Raw genomic sequence first — 19,575 nt, forward strand, 5'->3', positions numbered from 1 at the left:
GAGGGTCGGGGTTTCGCGGACTGGGGAAAGGAGTTAGCTGTCCGAGGCATCGAGGAAGCCAGCCGTTGAGAGTTCTGAGACGCGGGTGAGGTAGGCGCTCCGAGCGTCCTCAAGGGAGTTGAACGTCAGGCGCTGGCGGCGGAGTGGCTGACCGGCACGGCCCCAGTGGATTGTGAGGCGTTGACGATCGAGGGCCAGTTGATAGACCGATTCTCCCTGGGGGTCGCGACGGCTGAAGGACCGTGTCTCGGCGGTGAGGGCTTCGGTGGGGGTCTGGCCACGACGGCGTTGTGCTTCGCGCTCGGCGTGGGAGAGTCGAAGGGCGATCAGATGAGCACACGGTCCGTTCTTGAGCCCCTGGCGGCGGAAGAAGGGGCAGGTGCATTCGGCCTTGGCGACCTGGCCCTCGTCGGTCAGGAGCAGGACCGGGCGGTACTCGCGGCGGTCTTCGGCGACCTCGACCCGGCCGGTCAGCTCCAGGCCGGAGGTGGCGATCCGAGACTCGGAAACGATGGCCACGGCCCCCCGGCGGGCGATCAGATCGTGCGCGGTGCGTTCGCGGGCGTTGCGGTATTCGAGGCGAGAGAGGTCGATCGGGGCATCGGTCAGGGGGCGAAGGCGGTAGACGTCGGCGGCCAGGTCGTACATGATCCGACCTTGCTGGCAGCCAAGCTGGAGGGCCTCGACCAGGGCGTCCCACTTCAGCTTCGTGGCCTTGAGCAGGTCGCCGGCCCCGGCCTTCCAGTGCTTGGCCAGGTGAGCGAGCACGAGGTCGAGTTCGGCGGTTGTGTCCTGGGTCTTTCGGGGCAGGAGCAGATCGAACCGGATGGCTTGCGACCAGTTCGCGGCAGTGAAGCCGGTCAGGCCGAGGGTCAGGGTCAACGGCCCGGCGCGGAGGACCCAGAAGCTGGGCAGGCCGCTGCCGAGCAGGTGAACTTCGACCTCCTCGACGAGCGGGAGGAATCGCCGGAGGAGGAACAGGCGTCGTCGTCCCCAGACTCGAACGACCTTGGCTGTCTTGCCCTGGTAAGACGAGGCTGAGCAGGGGATGACCGTTTCCCAGGGTTCGAGGACCAGCCGAGGGGGCTCGCCGGGGACCAACTCGATCCGAAGCCCTCGGCGTTTCCCTTTGCGATCGGCGTGCATTCGAAGATGACGCAGGGCATTGTAGAGGTCGATCGGGTTCAGCGTGAAAGAGTCGCGCGGTAAGGCCGCGGCGGATTGGACCTGGAGGAAGCCGCGGAGCCACGAATCAGGGACCCGGATCGATTTCTCCAGAACCGTGCTGGTTCCTTCGGTGCGGACCGAGACCCCGTCTTGCCCGATGCTCAGGCGGGTCGGCCGCTCGCTGCGGAGTTGTTCGAGGCCGAGGTGGAGCGCCTCGCTGAAGTCGATGTTTGTGGTCCCCCAGCGGGGGGTGATGGCCGGATCGTGCTCGAAAGCGTCGAGATCGACGCCGAGCTTGGCGTATGTCCCTTCGTCCTTGCTGAAGACCTCGAAGAAGACCTGGTCAGGATGAACGGAGACGACCGGATCGAGGATCACATACGCGAGTGGATCGTTGCGCATGAGCCAGGAGAAATAGGCTCGCTGCCCTTCCCAGAGGCCGAGGTTCGCCGATTCGGCGCGCATCCGACGGTAGGCAAGATAGGCGGTCCGGTCTTTGGGAACGTAGCGGTAGTCGCTGCCGACGACGGCGTAGAGCGCTCCCATCGCTTCGCGGAAGCGGAGCGGGTCGGTGAGGGTGGCCTCGAATCGTACGGCTGGGCGCTTGAGATTGCCGACGAGGGTGAGTGTGGCGTGGTCGTCGTCGGAGACGAGCGTGCTGGGCGCGGCGTAGGCGAGATCGACGTCGGTGTGCGTCGGCGATTCAACGGTTTCCGGCGGTTCGGGCTCGCTCGGGGCCTGGGAAAGGTCGGGGGCGTCGCTCATGGCGTGACCTCGTGGCGTCGGGGTTTGCGGGAGCGATCGCGGAGACGCTTCGAGCGGCGGAGGGCGCGCCAGGCGGCTTTGCGAAGGGTTTCGTCGTTGGCATCGTCGAGGCCGACCGTTCTGAGCGGTTCTTCGGCCGCTTCGTTGGCGAAGTTGGCGAGGGCCTCAACGGCTCCGAGCCGGGCGGTATCGGGAAGGGAGTGATTGGCGGCGGCGGCTGCCAGGGGTTCGATGTGACCTCGGGCCACCAGCAGTGGCAGCGCGACCCCCTGGGAATGCAGGTTCGGGGCCGCTTCGGCCAGAGGTGAGTCGAGGGTCTTGCCTAGGTGGTGGGAGAGGCGGTCGAACCCGACCGGGTCGCCGATCAGGTCGGGGGCAACTGCGGCGCTTCGTTTCGGATCGAAGCGGGCGAGGGCGTCGGCGGCGAGGGGGCGGAGGTTGGCCGGGCCGTCGAGGGCGAGGGTCGCAAGGGTGTCCAACACGGTGGGAGGAGGTGATGCGAAGAGGCTCAGGGCCTCGACGGCCGATCGGAGGACGCGCGGATCGGTCTCGTCGGGATCGGCCAGGCGTTCCGAAGCAATGAGCTGAATCAGCTCATCCACCGCCGATTCCGTTCGACCTGCCGCCCAGGCGAGTGTGGCGATGAGGCGGGCCTCGTCGTCGCGGCAAAGGCCGACGGCACGGGTTTCGACTCGTCTGGCGCCTTCGCGAGACGCAAGCCTCAACGCGGTCCACCGCGAGAGGGCCCTGGCAATGCTCGGGCCGGACTTCAGGTCTCGGGTCCGGCCCAGGAGGTGGGCCGCGGTGGCGACGGCCGGGGCACTCTCAGAGTCGATCGCGGCGCGGGCCTCGGCGAGCGGAGGTTTCGGCAGGTCGAGGAGGATGGCACCGATCGCCTCGGCGTTGAGTTCCTGGCAACGGGGAATGAGTGCGAACAGCCGGGCGGGATCGGCGTGTTCGCGGAGTCGTTCGAGTGGCTCGGCCAGGGGGATGTCGAACCGTTGCTGGAGTTCGGACCAGGAGAACCGTCCCGAGGCGAACTGGTCAAACGGATTCTGGACGAAGGCTTCGTCGGGCTCAATTGCCTCGGGGCCGAACAGCTTCCGGGCGCTTCGGAGGGCGATATAGAATTCGGGCCAGGAGGCTTCGCGGAGCTGCCGGAGCAGGAGGTCTCGCGTGGCCGGCTCGTCGTCGAAGGCGAGCAGATCGAGGGAGACTGGAACGAGATCGGCTCGGTCATGCTCGGTGCTTGCGATTTCGCGAATCCGGGCCCAGGCCTCACGGGTGCCGAGCCACCGGAGCCCTCGCAGGGCCATTGCCGCGACCGAGCCGGAGGATCGGCTCTGGCGATCGAGCAGCTTGAAGACGTCGGCCGATCGGGGGCCCCGGCCGAGGTGGCCGAGGGCCTCGGCGGCGACATCTTGCAGGGCGTGGCCGGATTCGCCGGCCAGTTGCAGGATGCGGTCGAAGGCTCTTGGGTCTTCCAACTCGCCGAGGGCGATGACGGCGCGGCGACGGAGGGAAAGGTCGGAGAGGTAATCGACGGCTGAGAGCAGGACGCCGATCCCCTCAGGACGCTTGCCGAGGGCCAGCCCCTCGGCGGCGAGAAACTGGGAAGTTGGGTCGGGATGCTGGAGGGCCTTGAGCAAAGGGTCGGCCGGGCCGTTGCGCTTGCGGAGCCTCCAGGAGAGGGCCTCGATGGCCTCGCGGCGAGGGGCTTCCTCGGGATGAGCGGAGGCAAGACCGAGGGGTTCATCGACCTCCGATCCCAGGGCCCAAAACGCCGGGACGATGGCTCGCTGGAGGAGCCGGGTTTCACCGAGGGACAGACAGCGATCGAGGAGGGAGGCGAGGAGATCGTCTCGCCTCGGGTGCTGCTGTTGCATCCATCGGCGATCGTTGGGGCGTTCATCGCGCGGGTCGTCGATGGACTGATCGTGGCCGCTGATCGTGAGCAGGGCCTGGAAGCAGAGCATCCGGGCTTTGGGCTGGCGCTCCATGATCGCGAGCAATCGCGGGGCGTCATCGGGGCGGCGGAACTTCGCAGCGGCGGGAATGAGGACATCGACCGGGGCGGTCGCGGAGGGATTGTCCTCGATGAGGTCGAGGAAGACGCCGGCTGCTCGGGGGTCGCCGAGCGAGTCGAAGGCGGCGAGGACATTTTGCCGATCCGAGGGTTCGACCGCAGTCTGGAGCAGTCGGACGAGGGCATCAAACGCCGACGGGTCTTTCCGATCGGCGAGGGCGAAGGCGGCCCTGCTTCGAACCGCAGCGAAGCGGGAATCGAGGGCATGACGGAGCGTCTTCAGAGCATCCGGCTTGGTTTCCGAGGCCTCGCGAAGCCAGGAAACAGCGAGCAAACGGAGGGGGCCGGAGGCGGCATCGAGGGCTCTGGCGGCCACCGAGTCGCGGCCGAGGCGATCGCCGAGGAGGCGAGCGGCCTCGGAGGCAAGGTTGTCCTTGCGGGTCATCATCACCTGTTCGAGCACCGACTGGCCGCTTGGGTCATCCTTGCTGCCGCTGAGCAGTTCGAGGCCGCGAACACCCACATCGGTCGGGCCGGCTGCGAGGGCCTCGGCTCCCAGGATCGCCGGGTCGGTGCCGAGGGCGTGCAGGTGATCGAAGGCGGTGAATCGGACAAGCTGGTTCGGATCGGCCAGAGCCTGAAGCATGACCGGGACGATGGCGGAGGTGAGGCTCGGGTCGACGTTGGCCAGGGCTCGAAGGCGATCGAGGGCGGCACGACGGATGCGGACGACGGCGGCCTCGGCGGCCGGATTCGTGGGGGCCGCGCGCTTCTTCGAACGACCGGACGCAGGTGGGGGTGCTTGCTCTCGGACAAGGCCGACATAGGCGCCGAAGGCCCGAGCGCGAAGTTCAAGGGGCGAGATCGGCTCAGATCGAGAGGGTGATTGATCCAGCGGGGTTGCGGTGACTGAAGCACCAAATCGTTGAGAGAAGGCCGCGAAGGCCAGTTCAAACGCCTTCTGTTCCTTTTCGTCAGGTCCGAGGAGTGGGAGGAGGCGGATCACCCCCCTGGCCCGGACGAGCGGAGGGGCGAGGACGAGGAGATCGGCCAGGGTATTGACGGTCGCTTCGGGGATTGTCCAGGCGGATTGCTCGTCGCGGTCGTTGATCAGTCGCGTGATGGTGGCCAGCAGCGCGGCCGGGTCGTGGGCGGATTGCAACGCGTCGGCAGCGACGAGTCGGACGCGAGGAGACCGGCTCGACAAGGCGGCGATCAGTCGAGCCGCGTCACCGCCGGGGCTGTGGTGCTCACGGAGCATCAGGAGCAGCAAGGCGCGGTCTCGGATGGCGTCGTTCGAGTCATCGAGAGCCAGCACGATGCGCCCTTCGCCCGCATTTCCCAGGGCGACGGCGGCGGCAAGGCGGTTGTCTCGATTGAGGAACTTCGCACCTTCGGCCGACTCGATGAGGGGGACGGTCGAAGCCTCTCCGCGGAGGGCCAGGCCCATCGCGGCCCGATAGTTGACCTCGGGGTCGGGATGAGAGAGGGCCTGGCGAAGCGGGTCGATTGCCTCAGGAGTGACGCACCAGACCAGCACTTCGGCAGCCCCTTTGCGGAGCGGGGGATGGGAGGAGTCGAGCAAGGGGAGGACGGGAAGCACGGCCTCGGCATCTCCCAGCTCGGCGAGGCCGTTGAGGGCGAGCCCGGCCAGGTCGAGCCAATCGGCGCGGCGTTCCGATTCGGTCGGTTCGGGAGCGGCGGCAAGGGAGACGAGTGGCCCAAGGGCAACGCGATCGCCGTGCCGGGCCAGCGCCCGAGCCGCCCGGACGCGGACATCGGCGTGAGGAGCGGCCAGCGCCGACGCGAGCAGGGAGCGGGCATCGTGGGAGACGAGCGCGTCGATGGCAGCGAGCCGGACGTCGGGGTCCTCGTCGTTGATTGCCTGAGCAAGAATGGCATGAGCCTTGGCCGAGTGCTTTTTCACGAGAGCGGCGACGGCCTTCGATCGGACGTCGGCGAAGCGTGCGCCAAGGGCCGCCTCCAGCACGTCGAGCCCCTTGGCCTTGGCCGAAGCGGCGGCGAAGGCATCGGCACGAAGTTCGGGGGCGGGGTCGTCGAAGGCTTCGAGCAGGAGATCCCAGGCCCAGGGCTCGGAGAGCTGGGCGAGGACCTCGGTCAGGACTTCACGTCGGACGTCGGCGTGAATGCTCTGCCGGGCGAATCGGAGCGCCCCGGCCCCTCCTCCCGCGACGGGCAGGTTGAGCGAGGCCTTGAACGCCTCGGCCCGGATCGGAGCAGAGCCGTCATTGAGGGCGCGGACGAGGAGGCGCCCGATCGGTCCGTCTGCGGACTTCGGGGGGGCCTTTCGGGCCTCGGCCAGCAGGAGTTGCAGGCCGCGGTGGCGGACGTCGTCATGGTCGGCGTTCAGGCCGGCCTCGGCGGCGTCGAGGGGAGCGTCGCGGTCAATCGAGCTCAGGGCGGAGAAGGCAGCGTCGCGGACTTCCGGGGCGTCGTCATGCACGAGCGACCGGAGGCGATGGCTCGCCGCGTCGTCTCCGAGGGCTGCCAGGGCGCGACAGACCTCGACCCGGGCTGAGGCTTCGGCCTCTCGACTTAGTTGCAGGAGAAGGCCGAAGGCGCTCGGATCTCTCAGCAAAGCCAGGCCGCGGGCTCCCCGAAGGGAGGTGTCGAGCGATCGGCTCGCCGAGGCGTTGAGCAAGGGGGCGAGATCGTCGGGATCGAGGTCGATCGTCGAGGTTGGCTCGGTATCGGCCTTTTTGGATTGTTTCGAGGGCTTTGCGGGCTTGGTTTTGGTCTTCGGCTCGGGAGAAGGCGGTTTGGCTTCGCTGGCCCCCCCCTGCCCTGGCTTACCGGTGTCGGTGGCAAGGTCGTTGAGCTGGCGGTCGAGTTCCGGATCGCGCGAACGAAGAGCGGTGAGGAGCCGGGGGCGGGTGTGGAGCATCAACAGGAAGGCGACGCGGCGGACGTCGGCGTCGGGATCGTCCGCGCGGCGACGCAGCGCGGTGGCGACCTCGGAGCGGTCGAGCAGGTCGCGATGGAGCAACCGGACAAGGGCCCAGCGACGCAGGTCGGCTTGCTTCGAGCCGAGGGCGATCAGGTTGGCCTCGGGAACATCGGGGGGGTGAATGGCTTCGAGCGTCTCGGCGGCCGAGCGGCGGACCTCCCACTGGCGTGCGTCGAGCGTGGCCAGGAGGCGATCGAGGGCCTGTTCGTCGCGCTGGGCGAGCGGTTCGAGGGCCTGAACCGCGAGGCGGCCGATTTCGGGATGGTTGGTCTTCAGGGCCAGGTCGATCGGGCGGAGGTCGGCCGCGTCACTGCGGGAGCGAAGTTGTTCGAAGGCGAGCACGCGGACCCGTTCATCCGGGTGATCGAGCAGCCCTTCGAGCAAGGGGACGACGCGGGGATGATCAGCCTGGCCAAGGCGTCGAGCGGCGTCGAGGCGGAGTTCCGGGTCGGTGTCGGCGCGGCAGTGCTCGGCGAGCAGTTCGATGGAGGCGGAATCGGTGGCTTCGGAAAGGCTGACGAGGGCGGCCTCTCGGCGTCGGGGGTCGCTCTGGGAGAGTTCATGCCGGGCTCGGGCGAGGCCGTCGAAGACCCGGGCGGTGGCGTCGCCGAACTTGCCGGCAGCGTCGAGCACGACGAGGCGAAGCGTGTTGTCCTCGCAGGAGATGACGAGCCGGGGACGGTCGTGGACCGTGACGATGGCAAGGCCGCGCACCTTCGCCACGCCGTCTTTGAGGGTTGCGGGGCGGCTGCCACCCGTGCGGGGCCAGGTCTTGACGGTCGCGTCGCGTGATCCGGTGAGGAACCGATCTCCTGGAGCCCAGACGATGCTGGTGATGAGATCCTCATGTGTGTTGCTCTTGCCTCGGTCTTCCGGTTCGAGCGTCCCCCGGGCCAGGGTGGAGAGGAGCTTGCGATCGGCCCCGGCTGAGAGGAATCGAAGTTCGTCGGGATCGAACCGCAAGGCCGAGACGGTCCCCTCGTGCAACTTACTCGACTCGCTGAGGATGAAGTCATCGCGCCCTTCAGCCGAGAAGACGGAAACGTCCCCTTTGCTTGTTCCAGCGACGAGCCAGAGGCCGGTCGGATCACTTTCGAGGCAGGTGATCTCGGCCGGGAGATCGAGTGACTGGAGCGCCTTGGGTTTGGAATTCTTGATGTCGGCGATCGTGAGGGTTTGCCCCGACGCGATCGCCAGTCGGTTGCCGGCCAAGGGGGCCAGGGCGACGAGGGGGCCGCCCTCGATCACTAGGGCTTGGCTTGGGGGGCCGCCCTGGAGCGATCCGCGGTAGCACGCACCGTCGGTCCCGCCGATCCAGAGGTCATCGCCGATCAGGCAGAGCGACTTCGCCCCGGTCGGCATCGGGTCGGTGGCGAGAGTCAGGGATTCGCAGTCGAGCCGATAGAGGGCGGTCGGGCGTCGTTCGGGGTGCTCGGTGACGAAGGCGAGCCATTTACCCGAGGAGGCGAGTGCCCGGATCTCTCCCCGGTACGTCAGGTAGGTTTCCTGGACGCTCACGAGGTGGCCTCCTTCCCGAGGCTCGCCGAGACGCCTCCGACGACGGCAAGGCCGGGGTGGGCGTGGCGAATCCGGGTGACGGCGATCAGGCACGCGGCATGTTCGCTCTTGCCAATTGACGCCATGAACTCGATCAAGGGGGGCAAGGCGGCCCGGGCGAATGCTTCGTCCTCGATCGCCAGATCGCGCACGGTTTCCACAATGGCCAGCTTTGCCAGACGGTTTGAGAGTGGTCGGAGACGGTCGAAGCCCTCGCCTTGTCCATCACGAGTGCCATCGGTCGAGACGGATCGGCGCCTGAGGCGACCGGGGGGCAACTCGAAGAGCATCCGGCGCAGGAGGTCGCTCATGCGTATCGCGGGTGCGGGGGGTTGCTCGGGACGAGCGGGGGGACCAGATCCGCGGGCGGTGGCCGCCTCGGCCGCTTTTTTTCGGGCGACGGGGCCGATGGTCGGCCTGGGAGCCACGAAGGGTGCCCAGCCGTCGGTGATATGGCGATCGCGGTAGAGCGACCAGAGGGCACGCAAGACAAAGGCCCGCACAGCGCGGTCGGGGCTTTCGGTCAGGCGATACAGTTCCTGAGGGAGCCGGAGCCGGGGGGACCGGGCGATCAGCTTCAGACCGAGGGCTCGGGTGGCGTCATCGCTCGACTCGCAGAAGCGATACACGGCGGCCGGGCTAAGGGAGTCGGGGTCGATCCGGTAGCGGCGATGCTCGGGAGCGGCCTCGGCCAGCAGGGCCTCGGCCACGAAGCGGCGAACGTCGATGAAGGGGGCCTCGGCCAGACGGACCAGATCGGCCCCGGGGGGGGACCAGCGAGCGAACTCGTAGCGGGCGATCGCCAGAGCGAACGATCGGAGCGGCTCTCTGGACTCGAAGAACAAGGGGCGGACGCGATCGAAGCTCAGGAACTCAGGAGGGATCTCAGCGCCGGGATCGACGGGCCGATCCGTCTCATCGAGGGCCATCTCGGGATGATGACGCCGAAGGTATTTGCGAGCGAACTGACCAAGACGGGCATCCTCGGGACCGGCGCCGACGGCCAGTTGCCAGAGCCGTTCGCAACCGAGCAAGGTGGCGTCGGCCGAGACTTCACGGGTGCGGCCGGTGAGCATTTGAAGGAAGGCAGTTTCGGAGATGATTCGGATGTTCGCCCCTTCGGCGTTCAGTTGCTCGGCCTTGACCTGCTTCGAGCCTTTCTTGCCATTGCCGTAGAGGGGAGAGCCCTCATCCCCGATCACGAGATAATGGAGCTTGGCCGTCACTCCCGAGCCGACCGACCCGCCGGCGTTGCGGACCTTCCCTTCGGCCTCCTTGCGCTGCATGGTCGCGAGCTTGCCGGTGAAGAGGAACGAGGCCCCGCCGAAATCGACGGAGATCTCTTGCTCGGACGCAGGCTGTTTTTCGGATTCGGGAGGTGAATCGGAGGGGGCGAAATCGGCCGGGACAAACCCCTTGATCATGACCTCGACGGCGAAGTCGTGATAGCGCGGCTCGGCCCGTCGGACGAGGGTCATGAGCCAGTCGAAGCCGAGATCGGCTGGAAGGAAGCGTCGGACGTCTCGGAGCCACGCCAAAACCCGATCGGCCAGATCTTCGTCAAACGCCAGCTCACTTCCCCAGCGTTTGCCCAGGGTGCGAGCCTTGCGGACGGTGGGGTGTTTGTCCCAGTCAGGGTGGAAGGCCAGCGCCTTGAGCAGGTCGAGGGGGATCGAGGCGGCCTTGAGCCGGCCTTCGTCGATCCAGTCGGCGGTCTCCCAGGATGTCCCGGGTCGCAGGAGCAAGAGGGAGAGGAATTCGGGGTCGAAGGTGTTGGGATCGAAGCGGGCGAGGTGGTCCATCGCGAAGCCGAGCACGTCGCCGGCGGGTTCCTCGGCGGTCCGGTCGTCGCGGTCGATAAGATCGCGGAAGTAGCCGTCTCCCAGCGTTTTGGGCGGGTGGATCTTGGGGAGGAGTTCCGAGACGAATTCGAACGCCTCGTCGCTCGGCGAGAAGAGGCGGTTGGCGAACCAATCGGGCGTCAACTCCTTCGTTCCAAAATGCTTGCGGATGACCTCGGCGGCGTAGGAGTGGCCGTGATCGGTTTCGAGCAGGCGTCCCCAGGCGTCGAGGCCGATGTCGCGTCTGGGATCGCGTTCGCCGAGTAGGTCGGCGGCGAGCTTCCGGACGGCCTCGCTGCGGTTGTCGGCCAGGCGGATCAAGGTGGCGACGGGAAGGTCTCGGGCGTGGGTCCGAGCGTAAGAGGCGGCGAAAGATCGCGCCTCGTCACTTGGTGAGTCGAACAGGCGAAGCACGGGGTCGTGCAAGCCCAACTCGCGAAAACTTCCCTGCTCGAACTTCGGCACGTTGCCGAGAATCCAGACGACAAAATCATGCACCGCCTCGCTTGATGAGGAGATCAGACGGATGACCCAGGCGGGTTCGACCTCGCGCAGGGCAGCTCGGAAGTCTTTCTTCAAGGCCTCAGCGGCATATCCTCGGACGATGTTGCAGCGGGCTCGCTCCAGCAGGCCAAACAACGGACGAGGGCTGCGACGCCAGAGATCGGGGAAGGCCCGGGTGGTCAACGGGTCGTTGTGGGTCGCTCCGAACGCGAAGCGACTGCGGTTGTACGGCTTTGAACCGGCTCGTGTTTTGGAAGTATGATAAAAGATATGGTTGAAGACCCAGGCCCCTTCGGTACGAGCCCGCCAGGTGCTCCAGGATTCCGGGTAACGGGCCAGGACCGCTGACGCGGCATCGGGATAAGCCACAGGCATGGCCTGCCCGATCCTTCGAAGCGATCGCCAGGCCCGTCGCACGAGGTACGCCATCGTCCGTCGGCTGATCGTGTGGTCGCGGGTGGCATAGGCCACATCAAACCGGGCCGCCAGTGCGGCGAAGACTTCCAGGTCGTGCTGGGTCTCGGCCTCCTTGAAGATGCGCTTTAGGGCGCGCCAGGGGCCGTAGGTTAGCGGTACGAGGTCGATGACGCGGAGCAGGCAGGATCGGGCGAATGGCGAGCCGTCGGTCCAGAGCCCGAGGATCACCTCGTGCAGGCGGAGCCGATCGGGCAACGGCACCTCGGCGTCGGGGGCTTCGACCGCCGCGAACCGTTCGATTCGTTCGATGCGTTGTTGATCCAGCGATTTCTTGCGAAACGCCTTGGTTTGCGTGTCGGCGAGGACGCGATCGAACGTCGGCGCCCCCTCTCGCAGAGGTGCCTCGGGCTCGGGGTCAGGCTCTGAGGCGAGGGCGACGATCAGATCCACGAGGATCGGGTCGCGAGCCTCCCAGGCGCGACGGACGTCGTCGATCGTGCGTCGAATCGCCACGGCGGTACGCTCCGTCGAGCCGGATTGGGTTGGTGCATCACACGACATGGATGTTGAAGGGATCGAGTAGCCCGACCAGCGTTTGCGGCTGGCCGGGCTGCCCGCTCCGGGTCTTGCCTCGCCCGGTGAAGCGAATGGATGACAAAGGAGCGTCTACCACCAGACCTGGGACATCGAAGGCTCACTGGCCCGCCGCCCCGGGGGTGATCCAGTTGTGGGCGGAACCGCGATCGGCGCGGTTGGACCAGGCCCGCCCACAACTGGATCACCCCCGGGGCGATCAGCGGGCCTGAAACAGCCTTCGTTGTGATGCGAAGCGGATCGTTTCCACGGGCGGCGCAACGCCGCCCCCGACGCCGAAGCGTCGAGCTAGACCTGTGCTCCTGTCTGTTGCTTCTCCGTCGATTGGTTCGACGGACACCCTTGTATCGCGACCTTTCATGACTCGCAATAGGGTACTACAGATTTTTTGTACACTTTGTCGAATCCACTCAACACGACCCTAATTTCTGCGTTGGTGTTCGCAAATTGGTTCAGCTTTGGGGTCTTTCCAGAGACGGTTGGGGCTTTTCCAACCGAGCCTTCGACTGGATTCCAGGGTCTGGTATGATCTGGATTCCGCAGGCCCCCTCTCCCCATCGCTTTCCTGAACTGCGCCTCCTTGGTGTTGAAAAACCTCTGTGCTTGCCGTATGATTCCGATCTCAACAGTCGATTGCCCATTCGAATTTCGACGACAATCGGCGGCGTAGCTCAGTTGGTTAGAGCAGCGGAATCATAATCCGCGTGTCGGGGGTTCGAGTCCCTCCGCCGCTATTCACGACAGCTTGCAACTCCATCTGGCCCGAGGCGACTAAACCCGCCCCGGGTTTTGATTTGTGCTGATCATATGTGAAGAAGTTCATGTAGTGGGTCGCGATAGTATCCGACTTGGACCGACTCAAACCATCGCCTGGATGGGGTAATTCAGAGGCAGGATTTCCCCGGACGTTCTGTCCCTCGGTCTCGGTCCCTCGGGCTGGTTCGCTGGTTGGGGCCCCGGATCGCATCGAGCGTCTCGCCGCGTTCATGGTCGAGCAGTGGGAGAAGCGACGCGCGGCAATGGAAGGCAAGTCGATGGTCGTTACCATGAGCCGCGATATCGCCGCACGGCTCTATGGAGCCATCGAGACGCTCCGGCCGGATTGGCACCATCCTGATGACGACCAGGGCCACATGAAGGTCATTGTCACTGGCGACCGGGACGATAACGAACTGCTCAGCAGCTACGTTCGAACAAAGGCCGCCCGAAAGCTGCTGGCCGAGCGGTTCTCAGGATCCCAAGAGCAACCTTCGTCTGGCCATCGTCTGCGACATGTGGCTGACCGGCTTCGACTGCCCCTCGGACCACACGATGTATCTCGACAAGCCGCTCGCCGGGCACAACCTGATACAGGCGATCGCCCGCGTCAATCGGGTCTACGGCGAGAAGCCCGGCGATCTCATCGTCGACCTGTTCGGCCTGGCCGATCACCTGGCTGATGCACTCGCGACCGACACGCGGGCAGGTGGTATGGGCGATGCAGTCAAGCGCGTCCAGGATGAAGCCGTCCCTGCGATGGAGGCTGCCTTCGAGAAGCTTCGCTCGTTCTTACACGGTTGCGAGTACGAGGCCGCTTTGCCAGCGGAGCCGCAATACATCCTTCTGGTCTACCATCAGGCAATCGATCATGTCTTTGCCCAGGAGGACGGCTGGAAGCGTATCCGGAGGCTCGTGAAGGAACGGTTCTCGGCCTTTGGGCTCTCCGTGCCGCGTTTGGAAACCGAGGCGATCATCGATCATCTTGCGTTTTTCCAACGCATCGCGGCCATGGTCCGCAAGCGTCTGACCGATGAATCCGGGATCGGCGAAGGACGAGCAACCCAGCGAGACGTCGATGCAGCCGTTCGCCAGGTCATCGGCAGCGCCGTCGATGCGGACGACGTGATGGACCTTTTCGCCGCCGCTGGACTCGACGAGGCCCGGCTCGACATCCTCTCGGATGAGTTCCTCTCTCGCTTCGCGGCGATCGAGCACAACGAACCTTGCCCTCGAAACGCTTCGCAAGCTGCTCAACGATCAGATCCGGAGCAACGAGCGAACCAACATCGTTCAGAGCAGGAAGTTCAGGGAAGCGTTCGATGAAGCCCTGCTCCGTTACACGAACAAGGCGATTACCCCAGCCGAGAAGATCTCTGAGCTCCTTGACCTCGCGAAGTGGGTTCGAGAGGCACAGAAGCACGGCGAGGAACTCGGCCTCTCAGCCGAGGAAACCGCGTTTATTGATGCCCTCACCGAGAACGGATCGGCCCAAGAGGTCTTGAAGTCCGAAACATTCCGCCACAAGGCCCGCGAACTGGCGGAGATGGTCAAGCTCGACTGGAGGCAACGCGAGTCCGTCCGCGCAGACCTCCGTCGGAAGGTTCGGCACCTGCTCGCCTTGTACGGCTATCCGCCAGACTTCTCCGAGGACGCGACACAGCTTTTCTTGAAACAAGCCGAGCTTTCAACAACGAATGGTCAATCACCCCGGATTGCGTATTGGGAGTCCATCATCGATCTCGTCGAGGTCCAGTGGTCCCGCCTCGACTCCACCACGAGCTACCCCTTCGATCTCCCCGAGACCAGTAGGTTTGCGGTCAAGGCCATCCACCGCTAAGGGAATGCGGTGCTCAATGATTACCAAGTTCGAACTGAGTGAGAAAGTTCGACGAGGTGGGTGAGCCAACCGCGGGTGTCACGTCCATCGGAGACGGCCCTCGGGCAGGAATGGGAAGTCCTTCCGAAGGCAAGGGATACATTGCAGAAAGAAACATTGCAATCGTTCTGCTCCCGGGAGGGCCAGTCTTGACTGGCGTACTGGTCCAATCCCAGGGGCACGCTTCACGTGGCCATCGTCGCTCCGAGGCGGTCTCCCACCCGTTGGGGTGTTGACTGTCGCCTCAGGTCGGGCAATTTTAGATCTGAACGCTGCCCGATCGCCCGCCTCACGACGCACTTATTGGTATCGGATCGACCGCCTCCCCGGCGGGCGATGGCCGCGTTTGACCTCGGCGTCCCCCAGGACGTCCGCATCGCCTGCCCAACCGCCCCGCCTCATCCCCGCCGAGGCCCGTGCCGCCCCCCCTTGAGGACGCCAAGACTATGCCCGGCCACCCGACTCCCCGAGGTCCTTCCGGCCCCCCCGAGTTCCTGCTCCTCGGGCTGCTCTTTGCCCTGGCGGCCGGCTCGACCGGTTGCTCCGAGTCCGAGGGGGGCGCTGCCACCGTGACGCCCACCCCCTCGCCGATCCGGGCCACTTTGGTTGAGGTCTCCGAGCAGCAGTGGCCCAGCGAAGTGGCCACGCAGGGGAACCTCGTGGCCGACGAGACGACTGTCGTCGGCGCGAAGGTCGCCGGCCGGATCGACCAGGTCCACGTCGACCTCGGCGACTTCGTCGAGGCCGGCACCGTGCTCGCCTCGCTCGACCGTCGGGAGCTTCAGGAGCAGGTCCGGCAGGCTGAGGCCGAGCTGATCCAGGCGAGGGCGGCCATCGGCCTGGACCTCCAAGACTCGCTCGACGAGGTCGAGCCCGAAGCCTTCCCGATCGTCCTCGAGCAGAAAGCCCTCTGGGACCAGGCCCGGGCCGACCGGGACCGCTCCGCCGCCCTCCGCAACCGCCAGGTCGCCACCGACACCGAGTACGAGACCGCCCTGACCGCTGAGCAGGTGGCCCGGGCCCGGTATGCCGCGGCCATCAATTCCGTCCGGGAGCTGATCGCCACCGCCAGGGTTCGCACCGCCCAGCTCGAGCTGGCCCGGCAGGCCCTGGAGGAGGCCGAGATCCGCGCCCCCTTCGACGCCCGGATCCAGGACCGCCACGTCTCCCCCGGCATGTACGTCCAGGTCGGCGCCCCCGTCGCCACCCTGATCCGGGACGACCCGCTCCGCTATCGGGGGACGGTCCCCGAGCTGTTCGCCTCCAGCCTGGCGATCGGCCAGCTCGTCCGGCTCCGGGTGGAGACCGGTCCCGAGCTTCCCGAGGTGACGATCAGCCGGATCAGCCCCTCGATCGACCCCTTGAGCCGCTCCGTCCTTTTCGAGGCGAGCGTCCCCAACCCCGACCACGCCATCCAGGCTGGCCAGTTCTCCCAGGGGGAGGTAGTCCTCGACCAGTCCCGCCGGATTATCGCCTTGCCGAAATCGGCCGTCGTCGAGTTCGCCGGCACTCGAAAGGTCTGGAAGGTGGTCGACGGCAGCGCCGTCGAGCAGCCGGTCGAGCTGGGGGGCCATCGAGACGATCTCATTGAGATCCTCGACGGCCTCGAGCCCGGCGAGCAAGTCCTCCTCGACGGCTCCCTCGGCCGCCCCGCCCCGGTCGAGATTCCGATGGAGATCGCCGCCCTCCACAATGATGGCGGCAGCGGCGAACACCCCAGCAAGTTCCCTCGCCCCTGACCGGATCGGCTCGGATCAGTCGCGTCCTCCCCCCTCCGATTCCCCAGCCTTCGGCCCCCGGCCCCTCGCGGAAGAGGTCCCATGTACTGGCTCTCCGAGCTCTGCGTCAAGCGGCCCGTGTTCGCAATGATGCTCATCACGGCATTCGTCGTGGCCGGCATCGCCGCCTTCCCCCAGCTGGGGGTCGACCGCTTCCCGAACATGGACCTACCGACGGTCTACGTGCGGACAAGCTACCCGGGCGCCGCCTCGACCGAGGTCGAATCGGAGGTCTCCCAGGTCATCGAAGACGCCGTCGCCACCGTCGCCGGCATCGACGAGCTCCGGTCGATCTCTCGGGACGGCCAGTCCTTCGTGATCGTCACCTTCGACCTCAACCGGAACTCCGACGCCGGCGCCCAGGACATCCGGGACGCCGTGGCCGGCGTGCTCAACCTGCTCCCCCCCGGGATCGACCCGCCCGTCGTCCAGAAGCGCGACCTCGATTCCTCGCCGATTCTCTCCCTGGCCGTCTCCGGCCCCCGATCCGCGAAGGAGCTGTACCTGCTGGCCGACCGCTCCGTGAAGAACGTTATCGAGTCGGCGCCGGGCGTCGGCGAGGTGACAATCTCCGGCGCCGAGGAGCGGGCCATCCGGGTCGAGATCGATGCCCCCCGGCTCGCCTCGCACCAGCTCTCAATCCTCCAGGTCCGGGACGCCATCGCGAGGCAGAACGCCGAGGTCCCCGGCGGCCTGGTGGACGAGGGCCCCCGCGAGCGGGCCCTGCGGACCCTCGGCCGCGTCGGCACCTCCGAGGAGTTCCCCGAGCTCGTCGTCTCGACCGTCAACGGCCGGCCGATCCGCCTTCAGGACCTGGGGACCGTGACCGACGGCACCAAGGAGGTCCGCACGGCCGCCCGGCTCAACGGCGCCCCCGCGGTGATCATCCAGGTCCAGCGGCAGTCCGGGGAGAACACCGTCCGGGTGGTCGAGGGGGTCAAGGCCCGGCTGGACCGAGCCCGGGCGATGCTCCCCCCGGACGTGACGCTTGAGCTGATCCAGGACCAGTCCCGATACATCGTCGCCGCCCTGCACGAGATCGAGTCCCACCTGGTCGTGGGCAGCATCCTCGCCTGCCTGACGGTGCTGGCGTTCATGAGGTCCTGGCGGTCGACCATCATCGCTTCGGTGGCAATCCCGGCCTCCATCGTGGCCACGTTCGCCTTCATGAAGATGTTTGGGTTCACCCTGAACAACATGACCATGCTGGCACTCGTGCTGATGGTTGGCGTGGTGATCGACGACGCCATCGTGGTGCTGGAGAACGTCTTCCACTGCATCGAGGAGCGCGGGATGGACCCCTATGAGGCGGCCATCCGGGGGACCCGGGAGATCGGCCCGGCGGTGCTGGCGACGACTCTCTCGCTGATCATCGTCTTCCTTCCCGTCTCGTTCCTCTCCAGCGTGACCGGGCGGATGCTCTACGAGTTCGGCATCACCGCGTCGGTGGCCATTCTCGTCTCGATGCTCGTGAGCTTTAGCCTGACCCCCATGATGTGCAGCAAGCTGCTGAGGCCCGGCATGCCGGACCCCGAGAACCCTGGCTCCCGTCGCGGGTTCTACGGCGTCATCGAGCGGACCTACCTCGGGCTGCTCGGGCTGGCGATGCGTTTTCGCTGGCTGGTCCTGCTCGTCTCGGTCCTGGTGATCGCGTCAAACATCACGCTGTACAATCACGTCAAACGAGACTACATCCCCACGAACGTGGACGAGTCGGAGTTCGAAATCCGGGTCGAGACCGGGGAGGGGGCCAGCCTGGTCTCCACCGACGAGGCGATGCGGGTAGCCGAGGACTTCCTCCTCGACGAGCCGGGCGTGACGACCGTGCTGACCACCATCGGCGGGTGGGGATCGGTCAACCGAGGCGAGATGTTCGTGAGGCTCCAGGACATCGAGACGAGGACCTTCTCCCTCGGACGACTCTTCCGGGGGCTGCTCAACGGGGATCCCGGGGAGGCATTCCGGGGGAACTTCAGCCAGCAGGAGAAGATGGTCGCCGTCCGCGAGCGCTTGAAGGTTGTTCCCGGGGTGCGCGTCTCGGTGCGGAACCTGACCTCGTTGCGCCAGGGGGCTCCGGTCGACATCGACTTCTCGATCACCGGCCCCGACCTGCTCCAGTTGGCCGCATTCGCCGACGCCCTGAAGGCACGAGCCGAGGAGATCCCGGGCATTGTCGACCTGACGACTACCCTGCAACTCGACAAGCCGGAGCTGCTGGTCGACATCAAGCGGGAGCGGGCTGCCGTGCTCGGCGTCGACGTGAGGGAGATCGCCGACACGCTCCGCGTGGCCGTCGGCGGCGACGACCGCGTCTCCCGGTACCGCGACGAGACGGTCGACGACGCCTACGACGTCGAGCTGAGGCTCGTCGGCGTCGACCGGAGCGACGTCCAGTCCATCTCGCAGCTCTTCGTAAGGGCCAACCCCAGCATCGACCGCCGGGGCGTCGCCTCGGCCGCCCGGGAGGCCCCCACCGAACCGGTCCTGACCCGGATCGACAACGTCGTCTCCTTCCGGATCGGCAACGCTGCCGCCCGGATCGACCGCCTCGACCGCCAGCGGATGGTCGCCGTCCGGGCCAACATCGCGCCCGGCTACTCGCTCGGCGGCCGGATCGAGGCCCTTCAGGCCGCCGCCGTCGAGATGGGCATCCCCCCCGAGATGGAGACCCGAGTCCTCGGCGGCGGTCGGGAATTGGAGCGCACCTTCGACGACTTCCGATGGACCTTCGTCCTCTCATTCGTCTTCATGTATATTGTGCTCGCCGCGCAGTACGAGCACTTGATTCACCCCTTCACCATCCTCCTCTCGCTGCCGCTGGCTATCCCCTTTGGCCTGCTCAGCCTGGCCTGGGGCGGGGAGACGCTGAACGTCTACTCGGCGCTAGGGATCCTCGTCCTCTTCGGTGTGGTGAAGAAGGCGGCAATCCTGCAAGTCGATCACATGAACGTGCTCCGGGCCCAGGGTCTCGATCGGTACGATGCGATTATCCGGGCCAACCGGGACCGCCTGCGGCCGATCCTGATGACCACCGTCGCCTTCGTGGCCGGCCTGCTGCCGCTGCTTATCGCCACGGGGCCGGGGGCCGAGGAACGGCGGTCGATCGCCGTGCTGACCGTTGGCGGCCAGATGATGTCGCTGCTGCTCACGCTGCTGGCCGTCCCGGTCATCTATTCCTACCTGGATGACCTCAGCGGGTTGTTCCGTCGTCGACCGGCCCCGGCCCGGTCCGAGGAGCCGAGCCTCGAGGCGGATCGGTCGGAACCGGTCTTGTCCTCCTAAGCCGGCCGCCGTCCTCGGCCAACGCTCGACCGGTCACGGTC

At 66.5% G+C, this 19,575-nt stretch carries 5 protein-coding genes, 1 tRNA gene and 1 pseudogene; 4 read left to right on the forward strand and 3 right to left on the reverse strand.

Translation table 11 applies throughout. The features are described from left to right. Positions 1-33: 33 nt before the first annotated feature. The 3 genes from HG800_RS12325 to HG800_RS28215 are packed head-to-tail and all read right to left on the reverse strand — an operon-like array spanning position 34 to position 11,758. Positions 34-1,932 (reverse strand): SWIM zinc finger family protein, encoded by a 1,899-nt coding sequence (locus HG800_RS12325; RefSeq protein ID WP_169976935.1) that lies wholly within the window; start codon positions 1,930-1,932, stop codon positions 34-36. Beyond that, positions 1,929-8,444: a HEAT repeat domain-containing protein gene (locus HG800_RS12330; protein ID WP_169976936.1), complete on the reverse strand. Its 6,516-nt coding sequence runs from the start codon at positions 8,442-8,444 to the stop codon at positions 1,929-1,931. Before HG800_RS12330 ends, HG800_RS12325 begins: the two co-directional genes overlap by 4 nt. Beyond that, the gene (locus HG800_RS28215; protein WP_315852025.1) at positions 8,441-11,758 is read right to left on the reverse strand and encodes a BRCT domain-containing protein; all 3,318 of its coding nucleotides are present in this window, start codon (positions 11,756-11,758) and stop codon (positions 8,441-8,443) included. Before HG800_RS28215 ends, HG800_RS12330 begins: the two co-directional genes overlap by 4 nt. Positions 11,759-12,499: 741 nt before the next feature. On the opposite strand from HG800_RS28215, the gene HG800_RS12340 reads away from it, so the two are divergent. From HG800_RS12340 to HG800_RS12355, 4 genes and pseudogenes are all read left to right on the forward strand, one after another. Then, a tRNA-Met gene (locus tag HG800_RS12340) sits at positions 12,500-12,573 on the forward strand. Between the two features lie 207 nt (positions 12,574-12,780). Continuing rightward, positions 12,781-14,297 (forward strand): annotated as a pseudogene (locus HG800_RS28410) (type I restriction enzyme endonuclease domain-containing protein); the annotation flags it as partial. Between the two features lie 623 nt (positions 14,298-14,920). Further along, positions 14,921-16,213, forward strand: a complete 1,293-nt coding sequence (locus tag HG800_RS12350; RefSeq protein ID WP_169976938.1) for an efflux RND transporter periplasmic adaptor subunit — start codon at positions 14,921-14,923, stop codon at positions 16,211-16,213. An 81-nt stretch (positions 16,214-16,294) separates the two neighbouring features. Continuing rightward, entirely contained in the window at positions 16,295-19,534 is a 3,240-nt protein-coding gene (locus HG800_RS12355; RefSeq protein WP_169976939.1) for an efflux RND transporter permease subunit, read from the forward strand. Positions 19,535-19,575: the final 41 nt, after the last annotated feature.

Origin of the sequence: Tautonia rosea, assembly GCF_012958305.1 — a bacterium.
In the GTDB taxonomy this organism is placed as follows: domain Bacteria; phylum Planctomycetota; class Planctomycetia; order Isosphaerales; family Isosphaeraceae; genus Tautonia; species Tautonia rosea.

What these genes read in the sequence shown, in the direction of transcription:
- HG800_RS12325 (WP_169976935.1), bottom strand. Translation starts at nt 1,932, where the DNA reads ATGAGCGACGCCCCCGACCTTTCCCAGGCCCCGAGCGAGCCCGAACCG.
- HG800_RS12350 (WP_169976938.1), top strand. Translation starts at nt 14,921, where the DNA reads ATGCCCGGCCACCCGACTCCCCGAGGTCCTTCCGGCCCCCCCGAGTTC.
- HG800_RS12355 (WP_169976939.1), top strand. Translation starts at nt 16,295, where the DNA reads ATGTACTGGCTCTCCGAGCTCTGCGTCAAGCGGCCCGTGTTCGCAATG.